General features: G+C 60.8%; 22 protein-coding genes and 1 pseudogene. 10 read left to right on the forward strand and 13 right to left on the reverse strand.

Annotated elements, in window-relative coordinates; translation table 11 throughout:
- Positions 1 to 2: 2 nt before the first annotated feature.
- The 4 genes from HFO99_RS22980 to HFO99_RS22995 form a co-directional block, all read right to left on the reverse strand.
- A complete protein-coding gene (locus HFO99_RS22980) occupies positions 3 to 1,022 on the reverse strand; it encodes an ABC transporter permease (protein ID WP_222363826.1) in 1,020 nt (339 codons plus the stop codon).
- Entirely contained in the window at positions 1,012 to 2,562 is a 1,551-nt protein-coding gene (locus HFO99_RS22985; RefSeq protein WP_222363828.1) for a sugar ABC transporter ATP-binding protein, read from the reverse strand. The genes HFO99_RS22980 and HFO99_RS22985 overlap by 11 nt, the downstream gene beginning before the upstream one ends.
- A gap of 30 nt (positions 2,563 to 2,592) precedes the next feature.
- Complete coding sequence (locus HFO99_RS22990) at positions 2,593 to 3,606, reverse strand: sugar ABC transporter substrate-binding protein (protein WP_222363830.1); 1,014 nt, start codon at positions 3,604 to 3,606, stop codon at positions 2,593 to 2,595.
- 195 nt (positions 3,607 to 3,801) lie between these two features.
- The gene (locus HFO99_RS22995; RefSeq protein ID WP_222363832.1) at positions 3,802 to 4,680 is read right to left on the reverse strand and encodes an alanine--tRNA ligase-related protein; all 879 of its coding nucleotides are present in this window, start codon (positions 4,678 to 4,680) and stop codon (positions 3,802 to 3,804) included.
- A 139-nt stretch (positions 4,681 to 4,819) separates the two neighbouring features.
- Here HFO99_RS22995 and HFO99_RS23000 point away from each other — a divergent pair, with 139 nt between their 5' ends.
- Together HFO99_RS23000 and HFO99_RS23005 are read left to right on the forward strand one after the other, a co-directional pair.
- Positions 4,820 to 5,251 carry an antitoxin Xre-like helix-turn-helix domain-containing protein gene (locus HFO99_RS23000; protein ID WP_017969355.1) on the forward strand — a complete coding sequence of 144 codons (432 nt, stop codon included), beginning with the start codon at positions 4,820 to 4,822 and terminating at the stop codon, positions 5,249 to 5,251.
- Positions 5,248 to 5,730 carry an RES family NAD+ phosphorylase gene (locus HFO99_RS23005; protein ID WP_222363833.1) on the forward strand — a complete coding sequence of 161 codons (483 nt, stop codon included), beginning with the start codon at positions 5,248 to 5,250 and terminating at the stop codon, positions 5,728 to 5,730. The genes HFO99_RS23000 and HFO99_RS23005 overlap by 4 nt, the downstream gene beginning before the upstream one ends.
- 277 nt (positions 5,731 to 6,007) lie before the next feature.
- On the opposite strand, the gene HFO99_RS23010 is transcribed toward HFO99_RS23005, so the two are convergent.
- The 7 genes from HFO99_RS23010 to HFO99_RS23040 all read right to left on the reverse strand — a co-directional run bounded on the left by HFO99_RS23010 (position 6,008) and on the right by HFO99_RS23040 (position 12,063).
- Positions 6,008 to 6,328, reverse strand: coding sequence for a hypothetical protein (locus HFO99_RS23010; protein ID WP_222363835.1), 321 nt, complete (start codon positions 6,326 to 6,328; stop codon positions 6,008 to 6,010).
- A gap of 291 nt (positions 6,329 to 6,619) precedes the next feature.
- The gene (locus HFO99_RS23015) at positions 6,620 to 7,027 is read right to left on the reverse strand and encodes a type II toxin-antitoxin system VapC family toxin (protein WP_222363838.1); all 408 of its coding nucleotides are present in this window, start codon (positions 7,025 to 7,027) and stop codon (positions 6,620 to 6,622) included.
- A complete protein-coding gene (locus tag HFO99_RS23020; protein ID WP_222363839.1) occupies positions 7,027 to 7,281 on the reverse strand; it encodes a type II toxin-antitoxin system Phd/YefM family antitoxin in 255 nt (84 codons plus the stop codon). Before HFO99_RS23020 ends, HFO99_RS23015 begins: the two co-directional genes overlap by 1 nt.
- A gap of 163 nt (positions 7,282 to 7,444) precedes the next feature.
- A complete protein-coding gene (pdxA, locus tag HFO99_RS23025) occupies positions 7,445 to 8,431 on the reverse strand; it encodes a 4-hydroxythreonine-4-phosphate dehydrogenase PdxA (protein ID WP_222363841.1) in 987 nt (328 codons plus the stop codon).
- Between the two features lie 31 nt (positions 8,432 to 8,462).
- Positions 8,463 to 9,596 carry an iron-containing alcohol dehydrogenase gene (locus HFO99_RS23030; protein WP_222363843.1) on the reverse strand — a complete coding sequence of 378 codons (1,134 nt, stop codon included), beginning with the start codon at positions 9,594 to 9,596 and terminating at the stop codon, positions 8,463 to 8,465.
- Between the two features lie 362 nt (positions 9,597 to 9,958).
- A complete protein-coding gene (locus HFO99_RS23035; RefSeq protein WP_222363845.1) occupies positions 9,959 to 11,146 on the reverse strand; it encodes a sialidase family protein in 1,188 nt (395 codons plus the stop codon).
- Between the two features lie 11 nt (positions 11,147 to 11,157).
- Positions 11,158 to 12,063, reverse strand: coding sequence for a dihydrodipicolinate synthase family protein (locus HFO99_RS23040; RefSeq protein WP_222363847.1), 906 nt, complete (start codon positions 12,061 to 12,063; stop codon positions 11,158 to 11,160).
- A 326-nt stretch (positions 12,064 to 12,389) separates the two neighbouring features.
- On the opposite strand from HFO99_RS23040, the gene HFO99_RS23045 reads away from it, so the two are divergent.
- From HFO99_RS23045 to HFO99_RS23075, 7 genes are all read left to right on the forward strand, one after another.
- Positions 12,390 to 14,024 (forward strand): ABC transporter substrate-binding protein, encoded by a 1,635-nt coding sequence (locus HFO99_RS23045; RefSeq protein ID WP_222363850.1) that lies wholly within the window; start codon positions 12,390 to 12,392, stop codon positions 14,022 to 14,024.
- Positions 14,025 to 14,153: 129 nt separating this feature from the next.
- Positions 14,154 to 15,110 (forward strand): ABC transporter permease, encoded by a 957-nt coding sequence (locus tag HFO99_RS23050; protein ID WP_222363852.1) that lies wholly within the window; start codon positions 14,154 to 14,156, stop codon positions 15,108 to 15,110.
- Between the two features lie 2 nt (positions 15,111 to 15,112).
- Entirely contained in the window at positions 15,113 to 16,069 is a 957-nt protein-coding gene (locus HFO99_RS23055) for an ABC transporter permease (protein WP_129416889.1), read from the forward strand.
- On the forward strand, positions 16,066 to 17,073 hold the full coding sequence (locus HFO99_RS23060) for an ABC transporter ATP-binding protein (protein ID WP_222363854.1): 1,008 nt from the start codon (positions 16,066 to 16,068) through the stop codon (positions 17,071 to 17,073). Before HFO99_RS23055 ends, HFO99_RS23060 begins: the two co-directional genes overlap by 4 nt.
- Entirely contained in the window at positions 17,073 to 18,065 is a 993-nt protein-coding gene (locus tag HFO99_RS23065; protein ID WP_222335460.1) for an ABC transporter ATP-binding protein, read from the forward strand. The genes HFO99_RS23060 and HFO99_RS23065 overlap by 1 nt, the downstream gene beginning before the upstream one ends.
- Positions 18,062 to 19,126, forward strand: a complete 1,065-nt coding sequence (locus tag HFO99_RS23070) for a four-carbon acid sugar kinase family protein (RefSeq protein WP_222363856.1) — start codon at positions 18,062 to 18,064, stop codon at positions 19,124 to 19,126. Before HFO99_RS23065 ends, HFO99_RS23070 begins: the two co-directional genes overlap by 4 nt.
- A 24-nt stretch (positions 19,127 to 19,150) precedes the next feature.
- Entirely contained in the window at positions 19,151 to 19,915 is a 765-nt protein-coding gene (locus HFO99_RS23075) for a FadR/GntR family transcriptional regulator (RefSeq protein WP_222363857.1), read from the forward strand.
- Between the two features lie 78 nt (positions 19,916 to 19,993).
- On the opposite strand, the gene HFO99_RS23080 is transcribed toward HFO99_RS23075, so the two are convergent.
- Entirely contained in the window at positions 19,994 to 20,446 is a 453-nt protein-coding gene (locus tag HFO99_RS23080; RefSeq protein WP_222363858.1) for a DUF421 domain-containing protein, read from the reverse strand.
- Between the two features lie 10 nt (positions 20,447 to 20,456).
- A pseudogene (locus HFO99_RS23085) lies at positions 20,457 to 21,688 on the reverse strand (protein-L-isoaspartate(D-aspartate) O-methyltransferase).
- A gap of 568 nt (positions 21,689 to 22,256) precedes the next feature.
- Between HFO99_RS23085 and HFO99_RS23090 the strand changes: the two are divergent.
- Entirely contained in the window at positions 22,257 to 23,138 is an 882-nt protein-coding gene (locus HFO99_RS23090) for an alpha/beta hydrolase (RefSeq protein ID WP_222363860.1), read from the forward strand.
- The last annotated feature ends 103 nt before the right edge of the window (positions 23,139 to 23,241 follow it).

The following is a 23,241-nucleotide window of genomic DNA, read 5'->3' on the forward strand; positions in this document are numbered from 1 at the left end:
GGTCAGGCCTCCTGCCGGCGCAGCAGCGTGGTGGCGGAAACGACGATGAGAATGAGAAAGCCCTGGACGCCGCTGACCAGCGTGCTCGAAATGTTCAGCAGCTGGAAACCGTTGACCAGGAAGCCGACCAAAAGGGCCGACAGCAGCGTGCCGGTGATCGTCGGAACCAGCCGGCGTGAAAAGACCGAGCCGAGTAGGGCCGTCACCACGACAGGCAACAGCATCTCGCCGGCGCCGGTCGTGCTGCCGCTCAGATAGGAAACCGACAGGATGCCGGCGATGCCGCCGGAGACGCCGCTGGCGACGAAGGCGCCGGCAAGCAGCCGACGAAGCGGCAGACCGGCGGCACGGGCCGCATCCGGAAACTCACCGACGGCATAGAGGCGCAGGCCGAGCGGGGTATATTGCACGATCGCCGTGGTGATCGCCGTGAAGCCGAGGAGCACATAGGCGAGAACCGGGATGCCGAAAGGATCCGAGGCCGAAAGCGCCGACAGGAAAGGCGTCGAGGCCGGCAGGACGGTATTGCCGGTCAGTACCAATTCCAAGCCGGCGACGACGTTCATGACGGCAAGCGTGGCCAGCAGCGGCACAATGCCGGCATAGACAACGGCAATGGCATTAACTGTGCCGATCAGCGCGCCGGTGAGGATCGCCCCGGCAACCGCCGTCGCATCGCCGTAGCCGAGTTGCGTCAGGCTCGCATACACGGCGGCACTGAGACCCATATTGGCCGCCAGCGACAGGTCGATGCCACCGGTGACGACATTGGAGCCGCCGGCGATCAGCACGAGCGTCAACCCAATGGCAAGCACGCCCGAGATGGCCGATTGGCCAAGCACGTTGCCGATATTGCCGATGCTGAGGAAATAGGGTGCGGTCAGCGAAAAGATGATCAGGATGGCGGCGAAAGCGATCAGCGAACCGAAGCGCAATGCCGCAGCGGCAATATTGCCGGCCGGCCGGGGAGGCGGTTCAGCAGCGGAAAAACCGGAAGGCGCGAATTCCACTTCAGCCGACATGGCGATGTCCCTCGGATGATCCGGTCGATTGAGCAAGCACCGCATCCGCCGTGGTCTCCGACGATATGAATTCCCGCGCCACGCGGCCACGGAAGAGCACCAGGATGCGATCGGTGATGCCGACGAGTTCGGGCAGATCCGAAGACAGCACGATGACGCCGGCGCCGCGCGATGCGAGTTCACCGATCAGCGTATAGATCTCGACCTTGGAGCCGATATCGACGCCGACCGTCGGCTCGTCGAGGAGATAGACCTCGGAACGGCGGCTCAGCCACTTGGCGATGGCGATCTTCTGCTGGTTGCCGCCCGAAAGCGTGCGCAGCAGGGCATCGGGCCCACTGGTCTTCACCCGCAGCCGCGCAATCAGAGCGTCCACTTCTTTCTGTTCGCGTCTGCGATCGAGAAAGCCGAAACGCGTGAAGCGGCCAAGGCTGGAAAGGCTGATATTTTCCGCGATGCTGAGGTCGAGCGCGACGCCGTGGCGACGCCGATCTTCCGGCACCAGGGCGATCTCATGACCGGCTGCCTGGGTGGGATTGCTGAAACGGGCAGCCTTGCCGCCGATCTCGATATGGCCGGAAGCCGGCGTCTCCAGACCGAAGAGCGTGCGGACCAGCTCCTTTGCGCCGGAGCCGAGCAGGCCGGTGAGGCCGAGCACCTCACCGCGGCGAAGCGTGAAACTGACGTCGCTGTATTTCCCCGGCGCCGACAGCTGCTCGACCTTGAGGATTTCCGCGCCCGGCGTCACCTGCGGCTTCGGAAACATCTCCTTGATGTCGCGTTCGACCATCAGCCGCGCAATCGCGCCGGCCGAAGTCTCCCCGATCGGCAGAGATGCCACGTCGAGCCCATTGCGCAGCACGGTGACGTGGTCGCAGAGCTCTTCGATTTCGTTCAGGTAGTGCGAGATATAGATGATGGTAACACCATCGTCGCGCAGACGGCGGATCAGCCGGAAGAGGATATCGGCCTCGCGGCGCACCAAGGCCGCCGTCGGCTCGTCGAAGACGAGCACGTTCGGCTGATTGAGGAGCGCGCGGGTAATTTGCACGATCTGCTTTTCGGCAGTCGACAATTCGCTGATCAAGGCGGCGTTCGGCAACCGGATACCGAAATAGTCGTTGAGAATATCAGACGCGCGACGCTGCATCAGTCGCCGATCGAGGAACGGTGTGCCGGATATCCGCGGTTCCCGGCCAAGGAACAGGGCTTCGCCAACGGCAAAGGTCGGCACCAGCAGCCGATCCTGGTGAATGAAGTGGATACCGAGCTCTTCGGCAAGATGTGGTGTCAGCCTGTCGAATGTTTGCCCTTCGATCTCGATCCGGCCGCCATCCGGCTGGTGAAGACCGGCAAGCAGCTTGATCAGCGTCGACTTGCCGGCGCCGTTCTGGCCGACGAGACCGTGGATGGTGCCGCGCCTGACGATCAGCGACGCACCGGCAAGCGCCTGGGCACCGCCGAAATGCTTGACGATGCCTTCAAAGCGGATGATGTCGTCGCGTGCCGTCACCGGCTGCTTCAACGAAATGGCCGTCATGTCGATCTCTCCGGGCGGGCAGATTCCGTGTTAGCCGATGCCGAGCTTCTTGGTGACTTCGCCGACATTGGCCTTGTTGGCGAGCAGGGCCGGAACATAGGTCTCGCGCGGCAGGGTCTGGCCGGCGAGCAGCTTGGCGATGTTGCGGATGGCGGTGCGGCCGATTTCTGCCGGCTGCTGGGCGACATCGGCGCCGGCCGGCGAATTCGGATCGGCGATGAGCTGCAGCACTTCCGGGCTGCCGTCGACACCGTAGGTGCGGATCTCGGTCCGTCCGGCGGCCGCCAAAGCCTGGGTCGCGCCAAGCTGCGGAATGTCCCAGGCCGACCAGATCGCCTTGATCGAACCCTTTTCCGGATATTTGTTGAGGATCGCCGTGATCTGCGTGAAGGCGTCCTGCACGGTATTCGGGATGACGTCGCGCAATTCCGGCTGGAGGATTTTGACCTTCGGGAAATATTTGACGACATTGACTAACTGGTCGTAGCGGATCGCGCAGGGGGTTACGCCGTAGAAGCCGTTGAAGACGACAATATTGCCTTCGCCGCCGATATCGGAGACGAGCTGCAGCGCCAAATCCTTGCCGATGCCCCAGTTATCGGAGGTGGTGTTGTTGATCGAATTGGTCGAGCCGACGTCGACGGTCAGAATCGGGATTCCGGCATCGCGCGCCTTCTTCAGCCAGGGATCGATGACGCTGAGCGTGCCGAGGATTTGAACGATCGCATCCGGCTTCTGGGCAATCAGCGTCTGCAGCTGCGAGACCAGCTTGCCGTCATTGCGACCGGCATCGACGGCGATCGGCTCGCCGCCGAGACGCTTTACCTCTTCGATCTGGGCATTATACGCCTGCAGGTCGAAGAAGTGATCGGTGCCGGTTGCGCTGATGGCGATGCGCTTGCCTTTCAGCGACAGTTCTTCGCCCGCGGCAAAAGCCGGCTTCTGTCCGATGAGCGATGCACCGGCAACGGCGACCCCGGCCGCCGCAGACAGTTTCAGCAGCTCTCGTCGTCCGAGAGCGTTTTCAGACTTTTCGATACTCATCGCAACTTCTCTCCAGTTAATTATGTCTATAGATTAAATGGATTAATGCCGGTGGATAGGAACGAATTTCCAAAAGAACGATCTCCGGGGAAAAGAGTGACGGAACGAAAGCTCATCCCTGGCCGCGGTTTCCCGCGATTGATCGATAGAGCGTGGCAAGGCCTCCCGCTGTTGTCTCGGGAGGCCTCGGTTCCGCTATTCGTTCATGATCTCCCCGATGTCGGAGAGATCAATGCCATGGGTGTCGAACCACCAGTCGGGACTCATCTCGGAATGGCGATCACGCAGACGCAGATATTTGGCGCGCAGCCGCTTCTGGCGCTCGACCTCTTCCGCGAAGAAGGGATGGTCAAGCGTGCCGCCCATCTTGTGGATGCGACGGAGCAGTTTTCGCAAGACGTATCCTTGCTCCTTGTTGCCCGGCCGGTAGCCGCTTTCCACGATCGTCATGACCGTCTCGGACAGCGTTCCCAGCGCATCGACCTGCGGCGTGCCGTTGACAATCATGTCGAGACGTTCCGCGCCGAAGCCGACGTCGATGCAGGTTCCGAGCGGATTGACGATGTTTCCGATCTCGACGCCATCCTTATAGAACTCGGTGCAGTATCCGCTGATGCTGCCATCGCTCCAAATGCATTCAGGATCCGGCATGATGGGCACGCGCCCGCGATAGAGCGGCGTCCATTCCACCAGGCGGTCGGGATGGATCGTCACATGATCCGGCACGAGCCCCAGAGTTCCAAGAAATTCGAGCCAGAAATCGATGGCGTTGCCGACGGTCAATTTCCGGAAGGAGAAAAGGCCGAGCATGGTGAAGTGGAGAAGGTGGGTTCCGTCGCCGATCTCGTCGAGGTCACCCATGCGCAGGCAAGCCTGGCTGTTTGCGACTGTTCCACTATGGAAGGGATCGGAGAAGAGAGGTTTGTACTGCTGCATTCCAGCGCTGCAGAAGAGCGTGGTATCATCATGCGGCCGTACGGATTCGATGCGTATGAAATCGATGCCTTTGGAAAGGCAGAAGAGTTGATATTGCTGGATCAGGCGTCCCGCGGTGACATAGGCAACCTCCTTCATTGTTCGTGTGCCTCAAGGAAAGATAGCGATCTCCCGCGCGCAGGGCAATCCGCCGCTATCGAAGACAAGCCGGGATGGCACTCTTGAACATTGCATCACTTGAGGCTAAATATAACCTCAAGTGAAAAGGAGCTTTGCCATGACGGGATTTGCAGTCATCGCCGACGTTCTCGGACTGCCCGCCAGGGAACCGGCGTCGCGCTCGGCCTTTGGCCTGCTTTCCAGCATCGAGGAAGGTTTGCCGGTCAAGGCCCTTGATCGCATGGCGCTGCTTCTGGCGCCTGATGATACCCAGTTCAAATATAGGCTCGTTCCGAAGGCCACCTATGAGCGGCGCAAGTCCAAGCATCGGCTCTCCTCCGACGAGGGCATAAAGCTCGCCCGTCTGGCGCGCGTCTGGGGATCGGCGCTCGATGTCTGGCAGACCGAGGCCGAGGCGCGCGATTTCCTGTTTCGGCCGCATGCAATGCTGGAGGACAGGAGGCCGATCGACGTGGTCATCCAAAGCGAGATCGGCGGCGAGCTCGTGCTCGATATCCTCGGAAGCCTGAAATACGGCAGCGCTGCGTGAGCGCACAGGTTCTTGACCGCACACTCACATCCGTTCGCATCGGAGATCCCCATGGAACCTATCCGATCTTCGACGCCACCGGCTCGACCATCGCGCCGGGGCGGTGGAACACATCGGGCAGCCCGATCATCTATACGAGCGAGCACTATTCGACCGCACTGCTCGAAAAGCTCGTCCATGGCAGCGGACGGCTGCCGCCCAACCAGCACTATGTCACGATCACTCTACCGCGTGGGCTAAGCTACGAGGTCCTCTCCGAGCCCGCGCTGCCCGGCTGGGACAGCATGCCGGCAAACGTCAGCAAGGCTTTCGGCGAACGATGGTGCCAGGAAAAGCGCAGCGCCATCCTGCTGGTCCCAAGCGTCGTCGCCCGCGTCGACCGCAACGTGCTGATCAATCCGGCCCACCCGGAATTCCCGTCGATCACGACAAGCCTTCACCAACCGGTTTTCTGGGACCGCCGTTTGTTTGGTATGTGATGGGGAGGGGCCTTCAGTCAGTGCTCCTGCATCCTCGATCGGGATCATGCTCTACAGCTCCTTTGCGGGCTGGCCTTCGAGCTGCTCCGCATCGGGCTCCGCATCGGTCGCGACCCCGGCAACCTTACCGTTGATGATGCCAGGCGCTTAGCAAACTGGGAATGGAGACACTGACCGAAAAAACCCATCGCCCGTTGTACCAGAATGTACATTGCGCCTTGGCCTACTATCCCAAAACCTGAGATTCTATATCTTCCCAGTTAGATAAAAACGAAACTTACTTCGACAATATAATCGCCACACACGCGGTCAGCAGTACTCCGAATCCGAAAATCATGAACGGAGTACCGAAACAAACCCTTGATTTGTTAGAAACGAGATCTTTTTCGTCGGTTGAATCGCCATTGTACAACCTCAGTCCGACGTTGCTGTCTAAATCAAAGTTCCAATTATTTCTTTTATAGAATATAATCTCTCGAACTTCCTGAATAACCAAAGATAAAACCACAATCGACAAGATTGTCGCGCCGACAGCGACGCCATCCGCTTCAAGATATTTCTCTACTGAAAACATATTCTTCCCTTTAAGTGCCGCCATTTCCGGATGCCGCTAGCTCGAAATCGCCCCGGTCAGATGGCTTCCCGAGACACACGCCGCCGCCGGCACGCAATAACCGGTCCGTCTGGTTGACGGCCGGCCCGTCTTCACATGCACCAGGACCTGCCGGGCGCCCCCGAGTCCTCGACTAGGCGACCTTAAGGCTCATGCAGCCATAAGACATTTTATCAACATGGAATGCAATTCGCTCATGCCGGAGGCTGCGACAGTGGAGGGGATTTCGACGTCAGAGGACTGGGTTTCTGCGGTGAGCGTTGGTTGCGGGGCTGTTCACGCGCCCATCTCCCATGGATTTATCACTGCTGCGCCGGTATCGCCGAAATCGCCGACATTGCGAGTGACGACAATCAGATCATGAACGATTGCGGTTGCGGCGATCAGCCCGTCGATATCACCACGCGGCCGGATGGCGCCGATGCGGCCCCATTCGACGGCGATCTCGTCGGTCACCGCCAGGATCCGGTCGCCATGATCATAACGCAGCTTGCGCAGCCACTCGGTGAGATGGGCCGCGGTCTTCGGATCCGACTTCTGTTTGAGGGCAATGCCGCGCATGATCTCGCCAAGCGTCAGCGCGCTCAGGTGGATGGTGAGCGGGTCGACGGAGCGCAGCCAGGAGACCGCCTGCGGCGTCCCGCGTCGCGCCTCCGAGACGATGTTGGTATCGACCAGATACATCAGACGGCGACGTCGCGGCTTGGGCTCTTGTTGCGTGCTTCGACCGCATCGGCGAACTCATCGTCCCAGGCGGGGCCACCGAGCAGGTCGTCGACGAGGGTCGGCCTGCCGGCGCGCAAGGCGTCGTAGTCGCGGGCGGACAGAACGACGGCCGTGCGCTCGCCACGCACGGTCACTACCTGCGGCCCTTCTTGTCGGGCCTTCTGCACGACCTTCGAAAATTGGTTCTTGGCGTCCTGCAGTTGCCATTCCATCGATTCCGCTCCTAGCTAGACTGTCTAGCTATGTAGGCGCGGAATGCTGGCGCGTCAACGGCGGGACGTTCCTGAACGACAGAGTCCGGTTCTGAGGTGTCATAACGAAGTTCGACATCTTTGTGTCGGTAATCGGCGCCTGTCGTCCTTCTGGAAGCCGCAATCACCCCTCCCGCCGCGGCGAGCGGGCCATCAGCCTGGCGTAGGCGATGGCCGAGAGCATGTTGACGTGGTTGGCCTTGCCGGTGCCGGCAATGTCGAAGGCGGTGCCGTGATCGACCGAGACGCGGTCGATCGGCAGGCCGAGCGAGACGTTGACCGCCGTGTCGAAGGCGACGAGCTTGATCGGGATATGACCCTGGTCGTGATACTGGGCGATGACGAGATCGAAGGCGCCGTTATAGGCGCGGGCAAACACCGTATCGGCCGAGATCGGCCCGACGACGTCGATACCCTTTGCCTGCGCCTGCTCGACGGCGGGCGCCAGGAACTCCATGTCCTCGGTGCCGAACAGGCCGTTTTCGCCGCAATGGGGATTGAGGCCGGCGACGGCGATGCGCGCTGTTTTGCCAAGCCGCAGGAAGTGGCGATGGCCAGCTTCGATGGTGGCTAGAACACGCTCGGTCTTGGCGCGCTCGATCGCACCCTTCAGCGAGATATGGGTGGAGACGTGGATGGTGTTCAGCCGCTCGGAGGCAAGCAGCATGAAGGAGCTCTTCGAGCCGGTGAGATGCGCGAGCAGCCCGGTATGGCCGTCATGGTGATGGCCGGCGAGGTTCATCGCCTCCTTGTTGATCGGCGCGGTCACGATGACGTCGGCTTGACCCGACATGGCGAGATCGACGGCGCGGGTGATGTAGCGCACCGAGGCATCGCCGGCGACGGGGCTGACCTTGCCGATCTCGGGCAGGGCGGCGGCGAGCGCGACTTCGTCGACGGCGATCCTGTCGTCACCGGGTGCATCGGCAGGCCCGAACCGCAGTGCGGTGCCGCTGACGCGGTCGGCGCGTTCCAGCGCTTCGACATTGCCGACAATGACGAAATCGCGGCGCTCTTCCTTCGGAAGGGCTGCAAGCGCCTTGACGATCACCTCGGGGCCGACGCCGGCCGGATCGCCAAGCGTCACGGCGACTTTCGCATTCCTGTCCATCGATCGAATCCCTTCTAAAAAACCTTACCGCTTAAAAGGCAGCCGCGTAAATCGCGCGAATGTCGGCGCGCGAGAGATCGCGCGGATTGTTATCGAGCAGACGGCGAATGGCAAAGGCGTCGTCGGCCATGGCGTCGAGATCACTTTCCGGCACGCCGAGGCCTGAGAGCTTCATCTCGATGCCGAGTTCGGCGCAGAAAGCGTAAGCCGCATCGAAGACAGAGGTGATGTTGCCGGAGGTTTCACACCCAAGCGCTTCCATCACCGCCTTGGTTTTCTCGGGCGCGGACGGTGTATTGAAGGCGAGAACATGCGGAAAAATCAGCGCATTGGCCGCGCCATGGGCCACATGCCAGCGCGTTCCGAGGGGATAGGCGAGCGCATGGCCGCCGGCGGTGTTGACCGGGCCAAGGCAGAAACCGCCGTAAAGCGAGGCGAGCGAGAGGCCGGCACGCGCTTCGGCGTCGTTGCCGTCCTTGACGGCGCGGGCGAGATATTTGCCGACGAGCCGCGTTCCCTCGATCGCGTAGATGTCGACCATCGGATGGGCCTTGCGGTTGGTGAAGGCCTCGACGCAATGGGCCATGGCATCGACACCGGTGGCCGCCGTCGTGCGAGCCGGGACGCTGAAGGTCAAAGCAGGATCGATGACGGCGATATCGGCCAGCATATGCAGGCTTTCCACCGCAAGCTTTGCCATCGTTACCGGATCGGTCACGAGCGCACGGATGCCGGCCTCGCTGCCGGTGCCCGATGTCGTCGGCACTTGGGCGAGCGCTACCTTGCGCGGCCCATGCACCTTGTTCGGACCGACGACCTCGTGCAGCGTCTGGGCAGAGCCGGCAAGCACTGCGGCAAGTTTTGCCAGATCCATGGCGCTGCCGCCGCCGAAGCCGACGATCAGCTCGGCATCGGCGGCGTTTGCCGCCGCCAGCACCTTTTCGAGATTGGGCGTATCCGGTTCAGGCGTCACTTCGGCAAAGACGGTTACCTCGCCCTTCAGCTCCAGCACGTCGATGCGCGAGGCGTTGAAGGCATCGGAGATGACAAGCGTGCGCCGATAGCCCTTTTCGGCCGCCCATTTGCCGAGCTTTCCCGCCGTACCGACCCCGAATTCGATCAGATGCGGCCGAACTATCGTGATCGGCGAATCCAAGCTGGCCATGAACCGGTCCTCCCTGCAAGATCTTGCGGCACTATGCGTCGCCCTCTTTAATGTAAAGTTGTAAGATCAATGTCAAGCCGGCATTCCAGCGAGCGGAATTTTTTATCATCTGATGTGCGCTCGGTCGCGCGCTTCAAGGCGGCGTTGCCGTGCTCGTATCGATAAAGATATCAGCGTCTTATGAAATCCATCATCATCAAGACGACATGTCAGACCCCAACTGGCCATCATCTTTGCGGCGGCGTTGAATTGTCCGACCCTGTTGTCAATTTTCCTGTCAGTCAACCTCACACTCGCTGTCATCCCGCACCCTTTCGCATGCGAGCGGATGCAGGATGACAATTTTCCGGCCGCCGCTTTGTTTACGGCAGGAATTGCGGGGCGAGGCGCACATATTTGATGGCGCGCCGGTAGTAGGTGTAGGCGATATGGAGCGTGCCGTCGCCGCCCTGGACGATCGAGGGATAGGAGAATTCGCGATTCAGCGAATCCTTCGAATTGTTGCTGAGGCAGAAGCCGTCGCCGGTATCGAGATCGATGCGATGCGGAAAGCTTTTGCCGCCATCCCTTGATATCGCCAGGCTCAGTGGCGCACGCGGACCCCCCCACACCGCCTTGCGTGCGCTGCTATCGGCAACGACGGCGGTCTCTCCAGCCTCGCCACCCTCTATTTCGTCATAGAGAGACTGGCGCCGCGCGTCCGACATGGCGGCATTCGAATGGTTGTAAACCATTGCGATTGCTCCATCATTGAGGATCGTGGCCTGGATCGAGGAGTTGTTGTTCGGCAGTTCGGCGGGCTCGGGCGCGCTCCATGTCTCGCCGCCGTCGGATGATCGGCTGGACAGGATGTTTTCGGCAAAACGGTTGCGGTAGAAGGCGATCATCTCGTCACCGCCAAGCGGCAGGATGTTCATGTGCACCGCGCCGATACTGTCTGGAATATCGCGCATCTGCCAGCTCGCGCCGCCATCACGCGACATCAGCACCGCAGCCGTATCGGCATCGCCGCTCCAGTGTTGGCCGTTCAGGCCGACGCAACGGAACACCGGAAGCAACCAGTCGCCCCTGCCGTTGACGACGATCTGCTGGCGAACGAAGGTGCCGGGACTGTCGCAGAGGATCTGGACCGGGCCGAAGGTCTGGCCGCCATCACTTGAAATCCGGCATTTGACAACCGAGCCGTCCTGATTTCCGGAAGTCTGCGAGGTATAGAGCAGCCATATTTTTCCGTCTGGAGCCTTGAAAATCAACGGGTTCTGTTCGGATTTCTCCGGATCGTCGCTCATCTTTTCCGGCACGGACCAGCGCTCGGAGCCAAGTGTCAGTCGCGACATGTAAATCGAGATATCGCCCATGCCCTCCATCGTGCCGCCGAACCAGACGCAGGTCAGCGTACCGTCGGGCAGAAAGGCGAGATTTGCGGCATGGTTTTGGATGCAGGGGGAGGGCAGATAGGCATCAGCACGACCCTCGACCGTGGGGTGAGGGGCGATGGCCCCGGTCATCAAGGCCGGAACAGCTTCCGGAGGCAGGCCGGTAAAACTCATGGCGGATCTCCTCAAGGCAGTTTGGCATAGCTTTCGGCGAGTGCGGCATAGTCGGCATCGCCGAGCGGCATTAGCGGCGCGCGCGTGCGCTTCCAGGCGGGATTGCCGGTCTTCAACCCCACCATCGCCTTGATGGTCGGGATCTGGACGTAGGAATTGGAAAGCGTGCGATAGGCGTTGATGCGCGCCTGCGCCGCCTCGACATCGGCGGCGCGCGCCTCGTCATGGACATGGTCGTAGACGGTGCGCAGCGAATTCGCCACGAGATTGGAGGTGGCGGTAATGCAGCCTGCGCCGCCCGCCTTCAGCAGCGGCAGCAGCAGCGGATCAGCGCCTGCAAGCACCGAAAAACCGGGATAGGCGGCGATGATCGCCTGCATGTTGTTGAAATCGCCAGCAGATTCCTTGATGCCGACAACCGTTTCCGGGAAGGCCGCAATCAGTCGCCCGATCAGCGGAATGGATAGCGGAACGCCTGAGACCTGCGGAATATGATAGAGGATGACCTGCAAGCGCGCGTCGGCGACCTTCTCCAGCACCTGCGAATAGGCGGCGAAGAGACCATCGTCGGAGACGCCTTTGTAGTAGAAAGGCGGCAGCATCACCACCTTGGTGACGCCAAGCGACAGTGCGTGCCGGGTCAATTCAACAGTCTCGGGAATGGCGACGACTCCGGTGCCCGGCAAAAGCCTGTCGGCAGGAATGCCGGCCTTCAGTGCTGCTTCCAGAATGGCGCGGCGCTCGGCGCCGGAGAAGGAATTGGCCTCGCCCGTTGTGCCGAGCAGCGCCACGCCATGACATCCCTCGGCCAGCAACTGCCGGCAATGATCGGTGAAAAGGGCGAAATCCGGCGTATTCTCTGCTGTCAGCGGCGTTGCGGCCGCGCTGAAAACGCCTGTGATCCTGTGATGGCTCATTCCGCCCTCCTCGGCGCGTCCTGTCTTGCCGATCCGTGTTCGAACCGGGGACTACGCATTGCAATTGTCATCCGTCTGTCGTGATGGAGTGCAAAGAACTTTTATATTGCCGCGCTTTTGTCAAGAAGACAAAATGCTGGGGCGTCACTCCAAAAAGTTATCTATCTGTTATAACGTGTTTATTTTCAGGATAAAATTTTGTTGGAATTGAAATCGCGATTTTTTGTTGACATATTTACAATAACGAGAGAACGATACGGAACGGATTGTGCTGCGCCTGGCAGGTGCAGGGAGAGCGCTGCCGAATTCACTCTGGGAGGAATGCCATGTCTGATCAATCGGATAAAACCAATATATCACGTCGTAACGCGCTGAAGCTCGGCCTTGCAGCCGGCGTCGGCCTCACCGTTTTCGGGATGAATGCCCGCATCGTCATGGCCGATGAAGGCCAGGTCCTGAAGGTCGCGCATCCGGCCTTCGACCAGGACTGGTCGCCGCTGCGCGGCGGCGGCAGGACGTTCCGCTGGAATTCGATCTGGTGGGCATCGCCGATGTATTTCGACAGCCAAGGCAATATCAAACCTTACGTCTTCACCAGCTGGGAATCGGCTGACAACACTGTTTGGACCTTCAAAATTGACCCCAAGGCCGTCTTCTCCGACGGCAGCAAGATCACCTCGGCCGACGTCAAGGGATCGTGGGAAGTCGCCTCGATGCCGAATACCAAGAGCCAGCGCGCCGACCAGGTGCTGAGCAAGGTTAAGGGTTATGCCGAAATCTCCGCCGGCTCCGGCAACGAGCTGACGGGTGTCGCGACACCCGACGAGGGGACGGTCGTCGTGACGCTGGCCGCCGCGGATCCGATCTTCTTCATGCGCCTGGCAAACCACATCGCGCCGATCACCAAGGCATCGCAGTCGCGCGGTAGCGACGGTGAGGAGATCATCGATTGGTATAAGCCCGATAGCAAGCCGGTCTTCTCAGGTCCCTTCAAGCTGACGAGCATCGATATCGACGCCGGCAAACTCACTTTCGAGCCGAATGAGAACTTCTTCGGACCGAAGCCGAAGCTTGCGCGCATCGAGGTCACCTCGATCGAGGACAATGTCAGCGCGACGTCGCTGATCAAGTCGGGAGAGTTCAACGCCCATACCGAGCTGATTACCTCGACCATCATCCAGGATCTCGGCCCGGAATTCTCGGCCGGCCCGCTGATCCCGACCAGCCAGCACTTCTGGTTCAACATTTCTCGTGCGCCGATGGACGATCCGAAAGTCCGCCAGGCACTGATCATGGCCGTCGATCGCGATGGCCTGTTCAAGGCGTCCTATCCCGACGGGCCGCATAAGAAGGCGGATCAGATCCTCAACTCGGTTCCGGGCGCGGAGAATTCCGGCTTCGAGCCCTATCCCTATGATCCGGAGGCTGCCAAGAAGCTGCTTGCGGAATCGACCTACGGCGGCCCGGAGCGCCTGCCGAAGATCCTGTTCGTCGGCATCTCGGGGCCAGCCATTCAGGCTGCCGCCCAGTTCATTGCCGAGCAGTGGCGCCAGAATCTCGGCATCACCGCCGTCGACATGAAGCCGCAGCAGGATTCCTATGCGGGTCCGGATCAGAACTCGGTCCAGATCTTCCGCGACGACGTCGGCACCCGGGTACCGGATGCCGTCTCCTATCTGGCGGGCAGCATCGCCTCAACCTCGTCGAACGCCCAGAACAAGCTCGGCGGATACAAGAACGACAAGGTCGACAGTGCTCTTGCCGAGGCCACGACCAAGGCTGCAGATGATCCGCAGCGTATTGCTCTCGCTCAGGAGGCCCAGAAGGCGTTCCGCGAGGATTGGGCCTTCATTCCATGGTATTCTCAGGCGATGTCGCGCTGGGCCACAAAGGACGTCAAGGGCCTGGAAAAGAACCTTGACTGGCAGGTCGTCGAACCCTGGAACATTTCCATCGGTTGATCCGGCGGAACCGTCCCAATCGACAATAACCCGCGCGAAGGCCGCAAGGCCTTCGCGCAAGTTTCAAGAAGAAGAGATGCGATCGCAGCCAAAAGCGGGAACGCATCGAACAACCGGTGAGAGGTGGCCATGCTGCGCTACGTGCTAACCCGATTTGCCATCTGGATTCCGTCCGTTCTGGTGGTGATGCTGGCGGTCTACGCGCTGGCCTTCTATGGCGCCGGCGATCCGATCAAGCTGATCTTCCTGCGCGCGCCGGGCGACGTCGCCTATAATCCGCAGCGCATCGAAGCCATTCGCGAAAGTGCCGGCCTCAACAAACCCTTCATCGTCCAGTTTGGCCTTTACATCTGGAACCTGCTGCACGGCCAGTTCGGCAATTCGCTGACCTCGGGCCGCTCCGTCTGGGCGATGGTCTCGGCTGCTGCACCTGTCTCCTTCCAGCTTGCCATCTGTTCCATCATCCTGACGGCCGTCGTCGCGATCCCGCTCGGCATGATCGCCGCACTCAACCAGAATTCACGCATCGATTATGCCATTCTGGGCTCCGCGCTATTCCTGTGGGCGATCCCGGCCTATGTCGCCGGCCCGCTGCTGATGGTCGGCCTCATCGTGCTGCTGCCGGGTGCGAGCGTGCCTTATGGCTGGGGTGGCATCCTCGATGTCCGTATCCTGCTGCCGCTGCTCGTCCTTTCTTTCCAGCCGATCGCGCTGATCGTGCGTCAGACGCGTGCCGCCGTCATCGAGGTACTATCGGAGGATTTCGTCCGGACCGCCCGCGCCAAGGGCGTACCCGAGATCATCGTGGCTTTGCGCCATATCTTGCGGCCGGTGCTGACGCCCGTCGTCACGCAGCTCGGCCTGATCATGATCACCATCGTCAATGGCGCGATCTTCGTCGAACTCGTTTTCGGCCTGCCGGGTCTCGGCCGGTTGACGGTGCAGGCGCTGATCAATTCCGATTATCCGGTCATTCTGGCGATCACGCTGATCGGGTCATTCCTGGTGATGGTCTCGAACCTCCTGGTGGATGTGCTCTATCCGCTGCTCGATCCGCGCGCCAATGATTCAAGAAGGAGCCGCTGACCATGTCCGCAATCCCTCTTTCGACCATCGAAACCGTCGAAGAGCCGGTCAGCCTGTGGCGCGACGCCTGGTATCGGCTGAAGCGCAACAAGCTCGCCGTCTTCGGTCTCGTCATCGTCGTGATCCTCGGCTTCACGGCGATCTTCGGGCCTTATCTCACGCCCTATGACTATCTGAGCCAGGATCTCAACGCCCGCAATGTATTGCCGTCGATGAGCCACCTCTTCGGAACCGACGATCTCGGTCGCGACGTCTTCAGCCGCGTGGTCTTCGGCACGCGCACCGCTTTCCTCGTCGCCGTCATCGTCACCGTCTTCGCCGTGGTGATCGGTCTCGTGCTCGGCGCCGTCGCCGGTTTCTTCGGCAATCCATTCGATCGCATCATCATGTGGCTGACCGACGTGACGATGTCGGTTCCCAACCTGCTGCTCGTCGTCGTCATCAACGCCTCGCTGAAATCGCCGATCAGCAAATGGATGGAAGCGCGTTATCTCGAGACCCTCAATCCCTTCTATCGCGAAACCATGTGGGTGGATTTCGCCCTCGTCTTCGGGTCTATGGCGCTGATCTCCTGGCCGCCATACGCTCGGCTCGTGCGCGCCCAGGTGCTGTCGATCCGCAGCCGGCCCTATATCACTGCGGCCCAGGCGCTCGGGCTTTCGAACTGGATCATCATCAAGCGTTATGTCATTCCGAATGCGCTGGGCCCTCTGATCGTCTCGGTCAGCGCCGGTCTTGGCACGGCGATGGTGCTGGAAAGCGCCTTCAGCTTCCTTGGCGTCGGGGTCAATCCGCCAACGCCGAGCTGGGGCAACATGATCTCGGACGGCCTGCGCGTCTGGCAGCATTATCCCCACCTTCTCGCCGCTCCGGCGGCCGTGCTCGGCCTTGCCTCGGTTGCCTTCAGCTTCCTCGGCGACGGTCTCAACGACGCGCTCAATCCGCGGGGCAGCAAATGATGGACATGAAAAGCACCGACCGCCTGCTCGATGTCAGGGGCCTTACCGTCGAAATCGATGGCCGCAACGGCCCCGCCGTGGTCGTCGACGGCATCGATCTCCATATCGACAGGGGCGAGACCCTTGGGGTCGTCGGCGAATCCGGCTGCGGCAAGAGCCTGACCATGCTCAGCCTGATGCGGCTCCTGCCGAACAAGATCAAGGTCACAAGGGGATCGGCGACATTCGACGGCCGCGACCTGCAGACGATGTCGAACAGGGAGCTGCGCAAGGTGCGCGGCGGCGATATCGGCTTCGTCTTCCAGGATCCGATGACCTCGCTCAATCCGGTCATGCGTGTCGGCGACCAGATATGCGAGCCGCTGATCTATCACCGCAAGATGCGCAAGGCCGAAGCTCGCGCCCGTGCTGTCGAACTCTTGCGTCTCGTCGGCATCCCCGGTCCGGAAGAGCGCCTGCAAGCCTATCCGCACGAGCTTTCCGGCGGCATGCGCCAGCGCGTGATGATCGCGATCGGCCTTGCCTGCAATCCGAAGCTTTTGATTGCCGACGAGCCGACGACCGCGCTCGACGTCACCATCCAGGCCCAGATCGTTGACCTGGTGAAGGATCTCAGGACCAAGCTCGGCATGTCGGTTGTCTGGATCACCCATGATCTGGCGCTGATCGCCGGCCTCGTCGATCGTGTCGCCGTGCTTTATGCCGGCACGGTGGTAGAAGATGCGCCAGTCGACGAGCTCTATGCCCGCCCGAGCCATCCCTATACGCGCGGTCTGCTGTCTTCGATCCCGAAGCTCTCGGACCCGCCGGCAGGCCGGCTGAGCTCGATCGGCGGCACGCCGCCGGAGCCTGGCCGCCGGCCGAAGGGTTGCCCATTCGCGCCGCGCTGCCCGCTTGCCGAAGCCATCTGCCATGAGAAGGTGCCGCAGCTCGAACCGCTGAGCGGCAGCAGCAATCACCGCGCCGCCTGTTTCGTCGTCCAGAGAATGCAGGAGGCCGCGTGATGGGTGCTCAACCGCTGCTCAAGATCGAAAACCTGGTCAAGCATTTCCACGTCAAGCTCGGCGCCTTCGGCGAACGCTCGGCAACCGTCTATGCACTCGACAATGTCAATCTCGACATTATGGAAGGCGAGACGCTGAGCCTGGTCGGCGAATCCGGCTGCGGCAAGTCGACGACCGGTTTCACCATCCTCAACCTCTACAGGGCGACCAGCGGCAAGGTCGTTTACAAGGGCCAGGATCTCGCGACGCTCGACGAAAAACAGATGCGGCCGTTCCGCCGCGACCTGCAGATCGTTTTCCAGGATCCGTACTCGACACTCAATCCGCGCATGACGGTGGGCGAGGCGATCGGCGAGCCGATCCTCTTCCACAAGCTCTGCACCAAGGCCGAGCTGAAGGACAGGGTCGCGACGCTGCTGACCGATGTCGGCCTGCCGACTCGGTTTGCCCAACGTTACCCGCACGAGCTTTCCGGCGGCCAGCGCCAGCGCGTCGTCATTGCCCGCGCGCTCGCCTGCCAGCCGAAATTCATCGTCTGCGACGAGGCGATTTCGGCGCTCGACGTGTCGATCCAGGCACAGATCATCAACTTGCTGCTCGATCTGCAGGAGAAATACGGGCTGACCTATTTGTTCATCGCCCATGATCTCGCGGTCGTGCGCCATATCAGCACCCGTGTCGGCGTCATGTATCTCGGGCGGCTGGCCGAACTTGCCACCCGCGAGGAACTCTTCGACAATCCGCTGCATCCCTATACCAGGGCGCTGCTGTCGGCCGTTCCGGAGACCGATCCGGAACATGAGCGCACGCGCCAGCGCCAGATCCTGCAGGGCGACGTGCCGAGCCCGCTGAACCCGCCGACCGGCTGCCGTTTCCACACGCGCTGCCCGATTGCCATGGATGTCTGCAGCAAGGTCATCCCCGCGTGGCAAGAAGCAAAACCCGGCCATCTCGTCGCCTGTCACGCCGTCAACACCGGACAGACCGCATGACGCTGAAGGCCGTCATCATTGCCGATGATCTGACCGGCGCGCTCGATACAGGCACGCCCTTCGTCGAAGCCGGCCTTTCGATTTCGGTTGCCGTTGATGTCGAGGCCGCAGAGGATGCCATCGCCACTGGCTGTGACGTCGTCGTTATCAATACCGCCTCGCGCGCTCTCGGCGAGCGCGAAGCTGCCGAAAGGGTGCGCTTCGCGACCGAGGCTCTTCGTGGCGTGAAGCCCGCAATCGTGATGAAGAAGATCGACTCCCGCCTGAAGGGCAATGTCGCGGCGGAAAGCCTGGCGCTGGCAGATGCGCTCGGCCTGGAGACTATCCTCGTGGCGCCCGCTATTCCCGATCAGGAGCGTGTGACCTACAAAGGCTGTGTTGTCGGCCGCGGCGTCGACAAGCCGCTGCCGATCGCCGATCTGTTCGAGAGCCGCGCAGGCAGCGTCACCGTTGCCGATGCGCAGAATGACAGTGATCTCGACCAGATCGTTACCGATCATGACTGGGGCCAGACGCTTGCGGTCGGCGCACGGGGTCTGGGTGCTGCTCTTGCCCGCCAAGTCGGCGAAGCGGGGCGGCAGCCGGTGCCGGAATTTGCAGCGACCCGGCGCACCCTTTTCGTCTTTGGCTCGCGCGATCCGATTACCGCTACCCAGATGGACCGGCTCGAAGCCTCGGGTGTCCTTCGCATGGTGGTGGACGCGCCGATGGGGCAGGTCGAAGTCGGGGAGGGCATGGCGCTGCCGGCGCTGCTGCGCTGCACCGGCGATAAGACAGCCGATGCAGCAGAGGTCGCCCGCCGTTTTGCTGCAGGCGTCAGATCGGTCATCGACGATACCAGGCCTGATATGCTGATGGTCGGCGGCGGCGACACGGCGCTTGCCGTTTTCCAGGCGCTCGGGGTCAGAGTTCTGGCGCCGCAGGGCGAAATCGAAGCCGGCGTGCCGTGGTTCGACGTCACGGCCGTCGACGGACGGCATTTTCGATGCGCCGTGAAGTCGGGGGGCTTCGGCAAGCCCGATAGTTTGCTAAGACTGGTCCTATGGAATCGGGCGGCATAGTAAGATACCGCCGGGGAGAATGACGTGGCTGAAGTGAATGGCGAATCTTTGAACGCGGAAGCCGGCCCGCCGGGCAAACCCGAACGCGGCAAGGCCGTCAAGCTGGTCGATCGCGTCTTCGACCAGCTGCTCGAGCGTATCCGCGGCGGAAACTATTCGCCAGATTCACGTCTTCCCGGCGAGCATGAGCTTGCCTCGATGCTGGGTGTGTCGCGGCCGATCGTCCGTGATGCCTTAGCGCGCCTGCGCGATCAGGGTATGGTCTATGCCCGGCAGGGCGCCGGCACCTTCGTCAGCGCGCATGGATCGCCGACGACGCAGCTTGCCTATTCGCCGGTGAAGACGATCGCCGACATTCAGCGCTGCTACGAATTCCGCCTGACGATCGAGCCGGCCGCCGCCTATTTCGCCGCCAAGCGCCGCAATGAGCAGGCGATCCAGAAGATCGCCAGCGCGCTTGCGGATCTGCGCGAAGCGACCAGCCATCAGCTTCACCGCACCGACGCCGATTTCCTCTTCCACCGCGCGGTGACGGAGGCTGCCAACAATCATTATTACACGGCCTCGATCGATGCGCTGAAGGCCCATATCGCCGTCGGCATGCATCTCCACGGCCTCTCTTTGCTCGGCCCCCGCCAGGGGCTCGAACAGGTCTACGAAGAGCATAACGCCATCTACAGGGCGATCGCCGACGGCCGGCCTGACGATGCGCAGAGACTGATGAAGGCGCATCTCGAAGGTTCTCGCGATCGTCTGTTCGAGGGCAGGGTGCTCGACCTATCCTTCTGAAGCGCGTCCCACAGCTGGCAACTCGAAATTGCCAGAGAGTTCCTGCCATACCGCGGGATGCTCCTTCGCTGGCAATTGTCAGCCGGATTTCTGCTTCTTGATGATGCTGATGTTGCCGCTCACTTCGAGGATGGCAAATTTTATCTCCGTAACGCTCTCAATGCCTTCCTGGCTTCGAGCCGCTTGCATGACGTCTTCCTTCTGCAGTCGGGCGCCTTTGAGCGCGCGCTCATCGTAGACGCCATCCGTCACCAGAACGGTCGGAACGCCATCGATGATATGAGCTGCGCGAGGCCACCACCTCTTCACGTAAGACAGGCCGATGTCGGTCGTAAACAGCGTGAGGATCAGGATGACGGCGTTGGTGATCGAGAAGTCATCGCCCAGCATCGCCTGCTGGGTAGTCTCGGAGATCACCAGCACGATGACCAGATCGAACGGGGTCATCGGGGCCAATGTCCGTCTTCCCGACAGACGGATGATCACAAGCAGCGTGAAATAGATTGCCAATCCGCGTAATACTGCATCCACCGTGCCGCCCTCATGGAAAGATGAACGTGGATTGGCTGCGAGTCTCCCCGCCCATGCCGATAGTGGCGCGGCGAGGGCCGGCGAGTTGCGTTTGCAGACGGAAGACGATCTGTGTCGGTTCTGCCGGGTCGGCAGGAAACACATAGCCTATCCGGACATCGCGCGCGAAGGTCGCCTTTTGAGGCGGATCGATGCCCTGGACCGAAAAACCTTGAAGAAAGGCGGCATTGATCGTGAAGACCCTGTCTTCGGATGACGGCGCGAAGGTCACCGTCATGTCCTCGGGAGCATTCCATCGGGAGATGACGGGAAAATCCCCGGATCCTTCGGGCAGTATGAGTGTTTGCCGCGAAAACGGACCGCCTCTTTCAAGCAAGCCCAGCAAGCAGGTCACTAGAAGAAGCGTGAAAACCATCCAGGAAATACGTTGAACTGCCGAGAATTTTTGCTGAAATTCGCTATGATCGAGCACGCTTTCCGGCAACGCGGGCAACTTGTGTATCTTTCCCATGCCCCTCCCTGTGCGTCTTGCGGAGAACTTGGCTCGGAGGCAACTGTTCCGGGCAAGGAGGGGGCCGTCGCCGTGTACATCGGATGGGTAGCGGTCCAGGCGTCTTCGCCTATCAAGGGAACGAAGATTACCCCGCCGAGATCTTCTTCTTCGAACGTGGTATCCCCGGTACGGGTGAGGCGTTTCAGGCGCTGCCCTTGACCGCGGCCGACCGGAATGATCAGCCGCCCTCCGAAGCCCAACTGTTCTTTCAAGGCGGTTGGCACCTCGGGCGCGCTCGCAGAAACAATAATGGCATCGAACGGAGCGGCTTCCACCCAGCCCTTGCTGCCGTCGCCGACGCGAACGTCAATGTTGCGGTATTCCAGCTTCTCGAACCGTTCCTTGGCTTGAAGCGCCAGCCCTTCATGGCGCTCGATGGAATAGACATGCCTTGCTATCCGGCTCAGGAGGGCTGAAGCATAGCCGGAGCCCGTTCCGACCTCGAGCACTGTATCGCCGGCATCCAGATTGGCTTTTTCGAGCATCAGAGCCACGATGAACGGCTGCGAAATTGTCTGGCCTTCACCGATCGACAGTGGCGCATCCTCATAGGCGAATTCCTCGGAGCCTGGAGGAACGAATTTTTCGCGCGGCACCGTGCGCATCGCTTCGGTCACGCTTGGATCGCGAATGCCACGGCGCGTAACGTGGTGCTCCACCATGCGATCTCGGATGCGTGTCATATCCATGGATCAGCTCCACTGTCGCCGCTTGCACCTTGGGCAAACATCTGGGTGGTGCAGAATGTAAAACAAGTGAGCGGCTGGGGAGTTCCTGAGAGGAGCAGGTTTTCGGAAAGCGCCAAGGGTATCGCAAAGCGACACGCAAGATCACCAAGGCGAAACATTGTAAACATTAGCATGTCGCAGTAGGACCCGGCTACACACATTTGCGGCGTAATGCATGTTATGGAACTGCCTACATCTATGTTATTACAAAGACTTAAGTTCCGCACTTTCCTTTGTAGCAGCATGGCCGCAAAGTTGACGTGTCTTGTTTCTGCAAAGTTGGAATGTCACACCCGCGCGTTGAATAGCACGGCCAGCGATCGAAGAACGAGACCGGCGACTCGATAGCTCCGGGTCTTCAAATCATGCCTGGAACCAGGTTAGATCAGCCTAGCCACGAAGCGCTTTCGCGGAAGTCTGGATATCAGCAAGCGTTGCACCAACCTTGGAATTCGAAACCCACTAATGAACTGCACCAACATCAATGTCCCTTCTCCGATCCTCCTATCAAGGATCAGAAAACTTTCTCATGATCAATCATACCAGTGTCTATTCGATGCCCGGAACGTGTTTTTTCGATCTGGCTCCTGCTGCGGGCGGCGAGCCCTATCGCATATTCCTTTCCATTCCGGCGGAGAGACCGCCAATGGGAGGATGGCCGCTTCTCGTTCTGACGGACGGCAACGCCACTTTCCCCTTCGCGGTCGCCAGCTTGGTCACGCAGGCTCCTTATCCGACGGGGACGAATGTCGGTTGGGGGGTGATCGCGGCGATCGGCTACCCGTCCGACGAGCCCTATGATCCGCTCCGCCGGTCTTGGGACCTGGGGCCTCCGCCGGTCAAATCCTATCCGCCGTTCGTTGAGGGCGGTCCGCCGGTGGTCATCGGAGGGACCGGCAAACTGCTGGATTTCATCGACAACGAGCTTATCCCGCGGATTGCAGAGATGGTGATTTTGGATCCGATGCGCCGATCGCTTTTCGGACATTCCTTCGGCGGCCTCTTTACTCTCTATGCCCTGTTCGAGCGTCCAGGTCTGTTTGCCAATTGGATTGCGGCCAGCCCAACCATCTATTGGGAGAACAGCGAAATCCTCAAGAACGAGGCGCAACGTCAAGAGGCACCGGGGAATGCACCCTTCCTGCATTTGTCCGCCGGAGAATACGAAGGCGATGAGTTGGCACCCTTCCAGTACCGGAACGAGGATGCCCCTGCGCGCCTGGAGAAGAGGAAGATCGAGCGGACCGCCCTCCTGGCGCGGGAGATGGCGGAGCGATTAGACGGCACTGCCGACGGAGTGCGTACCGAATTCGAGCTTTATGCCGGTGAGACCCACATGTCCGTTCTTGCGGCGGCCGTGAATCGTGCGGTGAGCATCGCGTTCGCCGTCCAGAGGTTGACCGACAGGTGACGCTCTCTACAAGGTTTTCATCGGTGAATACGATCCGGCGGTTAGACGATCGTACTTGAAGTCGGTTCCGGCTGGGGCCGAAATGGGGCACTCCATATTGACA

The sequence above is a fragment of the Rhizobium leguminosarum genome, from assembly GCF_019798305.1.
In the GTDB taxonomy this organism is placed as follows: domain Bacteria; phylum Pseudomonadota; class Alphaproteobacteria; order Rhizobiales; family Rhizobiaceae; genus Rhizobium; species Rhizobium leguminosarum_U.

What these genes read in the sequence shown, in the direction of transcription:
- HFO99_RS23050 (WP_222363852.1), top strand. Translation starts at nt 14,154, where the DNA reads ATGCTGCGCTACGTGCTAACCCGATTTGCCATCTGGATTCCGTCCGTT.
- HFO99_RS23030 (WP_222363843.1), bottom strand. Translation starts at nt 9,596, where the DNA reads ATGGCCAGCTTGGATTCGCCGATCACGATAGTTCGGCCGCATCTGATC.
- HFO99_RS23055 (WP_129416889.1), top strand. Translation starts at nt 15,113, where the DNA reads ATGTCCGCAATCCCTCTTTCGACCATCGAAACCGTCGAAGAGCCGGTC.
- HFO99_RS22990 (WP_222363830.1), bottom strand. Translation starts at nt 3,606, where the DNA reads ATGAGTATCGAAAAGTCTGAAAACGCTCTCGGACGACGAGAGCTGCTG.
- HFO99_RS22995 (WP_222363832.1), bottom strand. Translation starts at nt 4,680, where the DNA reads ATGAAGGAGGTTGCCTATGTCACCGCGGGACGCCTGATCCAGCAATAT.
- HFO99_RS23010 (WP_222363835.1), bottom strand. Translation starts at nt 6,328, where the DNA reads ATGGCGGCACTTAAAGGGAAGAATATGTTTTCAGTAGAGAAATATCTT.
- HFO99_RS23035 (WP_222363845.1), bottom strand. Translation starts at nt 11,146, where the DNA reads ATGAGTTTTACCGGCCTGCCTCCGGAAGCTGTTCCGGCCTTGATGACC.
- HFO99_RS23000 (WP_017969355.1), top strand. Translation starts at nt 4,820, where the DNA reads ATGACGGGATTTGCAGTCATCGCCGACGTTCTCGGACTGCCCGCCAGG.
- HFO99_RS22985 (WP_222363828.1), bottom strand. Translation starts at nt 2,562, where the DNA reads ATGACGGCCATTTCGTTGAAGCAGCCGGTGACGGCACGCGACGACATC.
- HFO99_RS23040 (WP_222363847.1), bottom strand. Translation starts at nt 12,063, where the DNA reads ATGAGCCATCACAGGATCACAGGCGTTTTCAGCGCGGCCGCAACGCCG.
- HFO99_RS23015 (WP_222363838.1), bottom strand. Translation starts at nt 7,027, where the DNA reads ATGTATCTGGTCGATACCAACATCGTCTCGGAGGCGCGACGCGGGACG.
- HFO99_RS23045 (WP_222363850.1), top strand. Translation starts at nt 12,390, where the DNA reads ATGTCTGATCAATCGGATAAAACCAATATATCACGTCGTAACGCGCTG.
- pdxA (WP_222363841.1), bottom strand. Translation starts at nt 8,431, where the DNA reads ATGGACAGGAATGCGAAAGTCGCCGTGACGCTTGGCGATCCGGCCGGC.
- HFO99_RS23090 (WP_222363860.1), top strand. Translation starts at nt 22,257, where the DNA reads ATGATCAATCATACCAGTGTCTATTCGATGCCCGGAACGTGTTTTTTC.
- HFO99_RS23020 (WP_222363839.1), bottom strand. Translation starts at nt 7,281, where the DNA reads ATGGAATGGCAACTGCAGGACGCCAAGAACCAATTTTCGAAGGTCGTG.
- HFO99_RS22980 (WP_222363826.1), bottom strand. Translation starts at nt 1,022, where the DNA reads ATGTCGGCTGAAGTGGAATTCGCGCCTTCCGGTTTTTCCGCTGCTGAA.
- HFO99_RS23070 (WP_222363856.1), top strand. Translation starts at nt 18,062, where the DNA reads ATGACGCTGAAGGCCGTCATCATTGCCGATGATCTGACCGGCGCGCTC.
- HFO99_RS23060 (WP_222363854.1), top strand. Translation starts at nt 16,066, where the DNA reads ATGATGGACATGAAAAGCACCGACCGCCTGCTCGATGTCAGGGGCCTT.
- HFO99_RS23065 (WP_222335460.1), top strand. Translation starts at nt 17,073, where the DNA reads ATGGGTGCTCAACCGCTGCTCAAGATCGAAAACCTGGTCAAGCATTTC.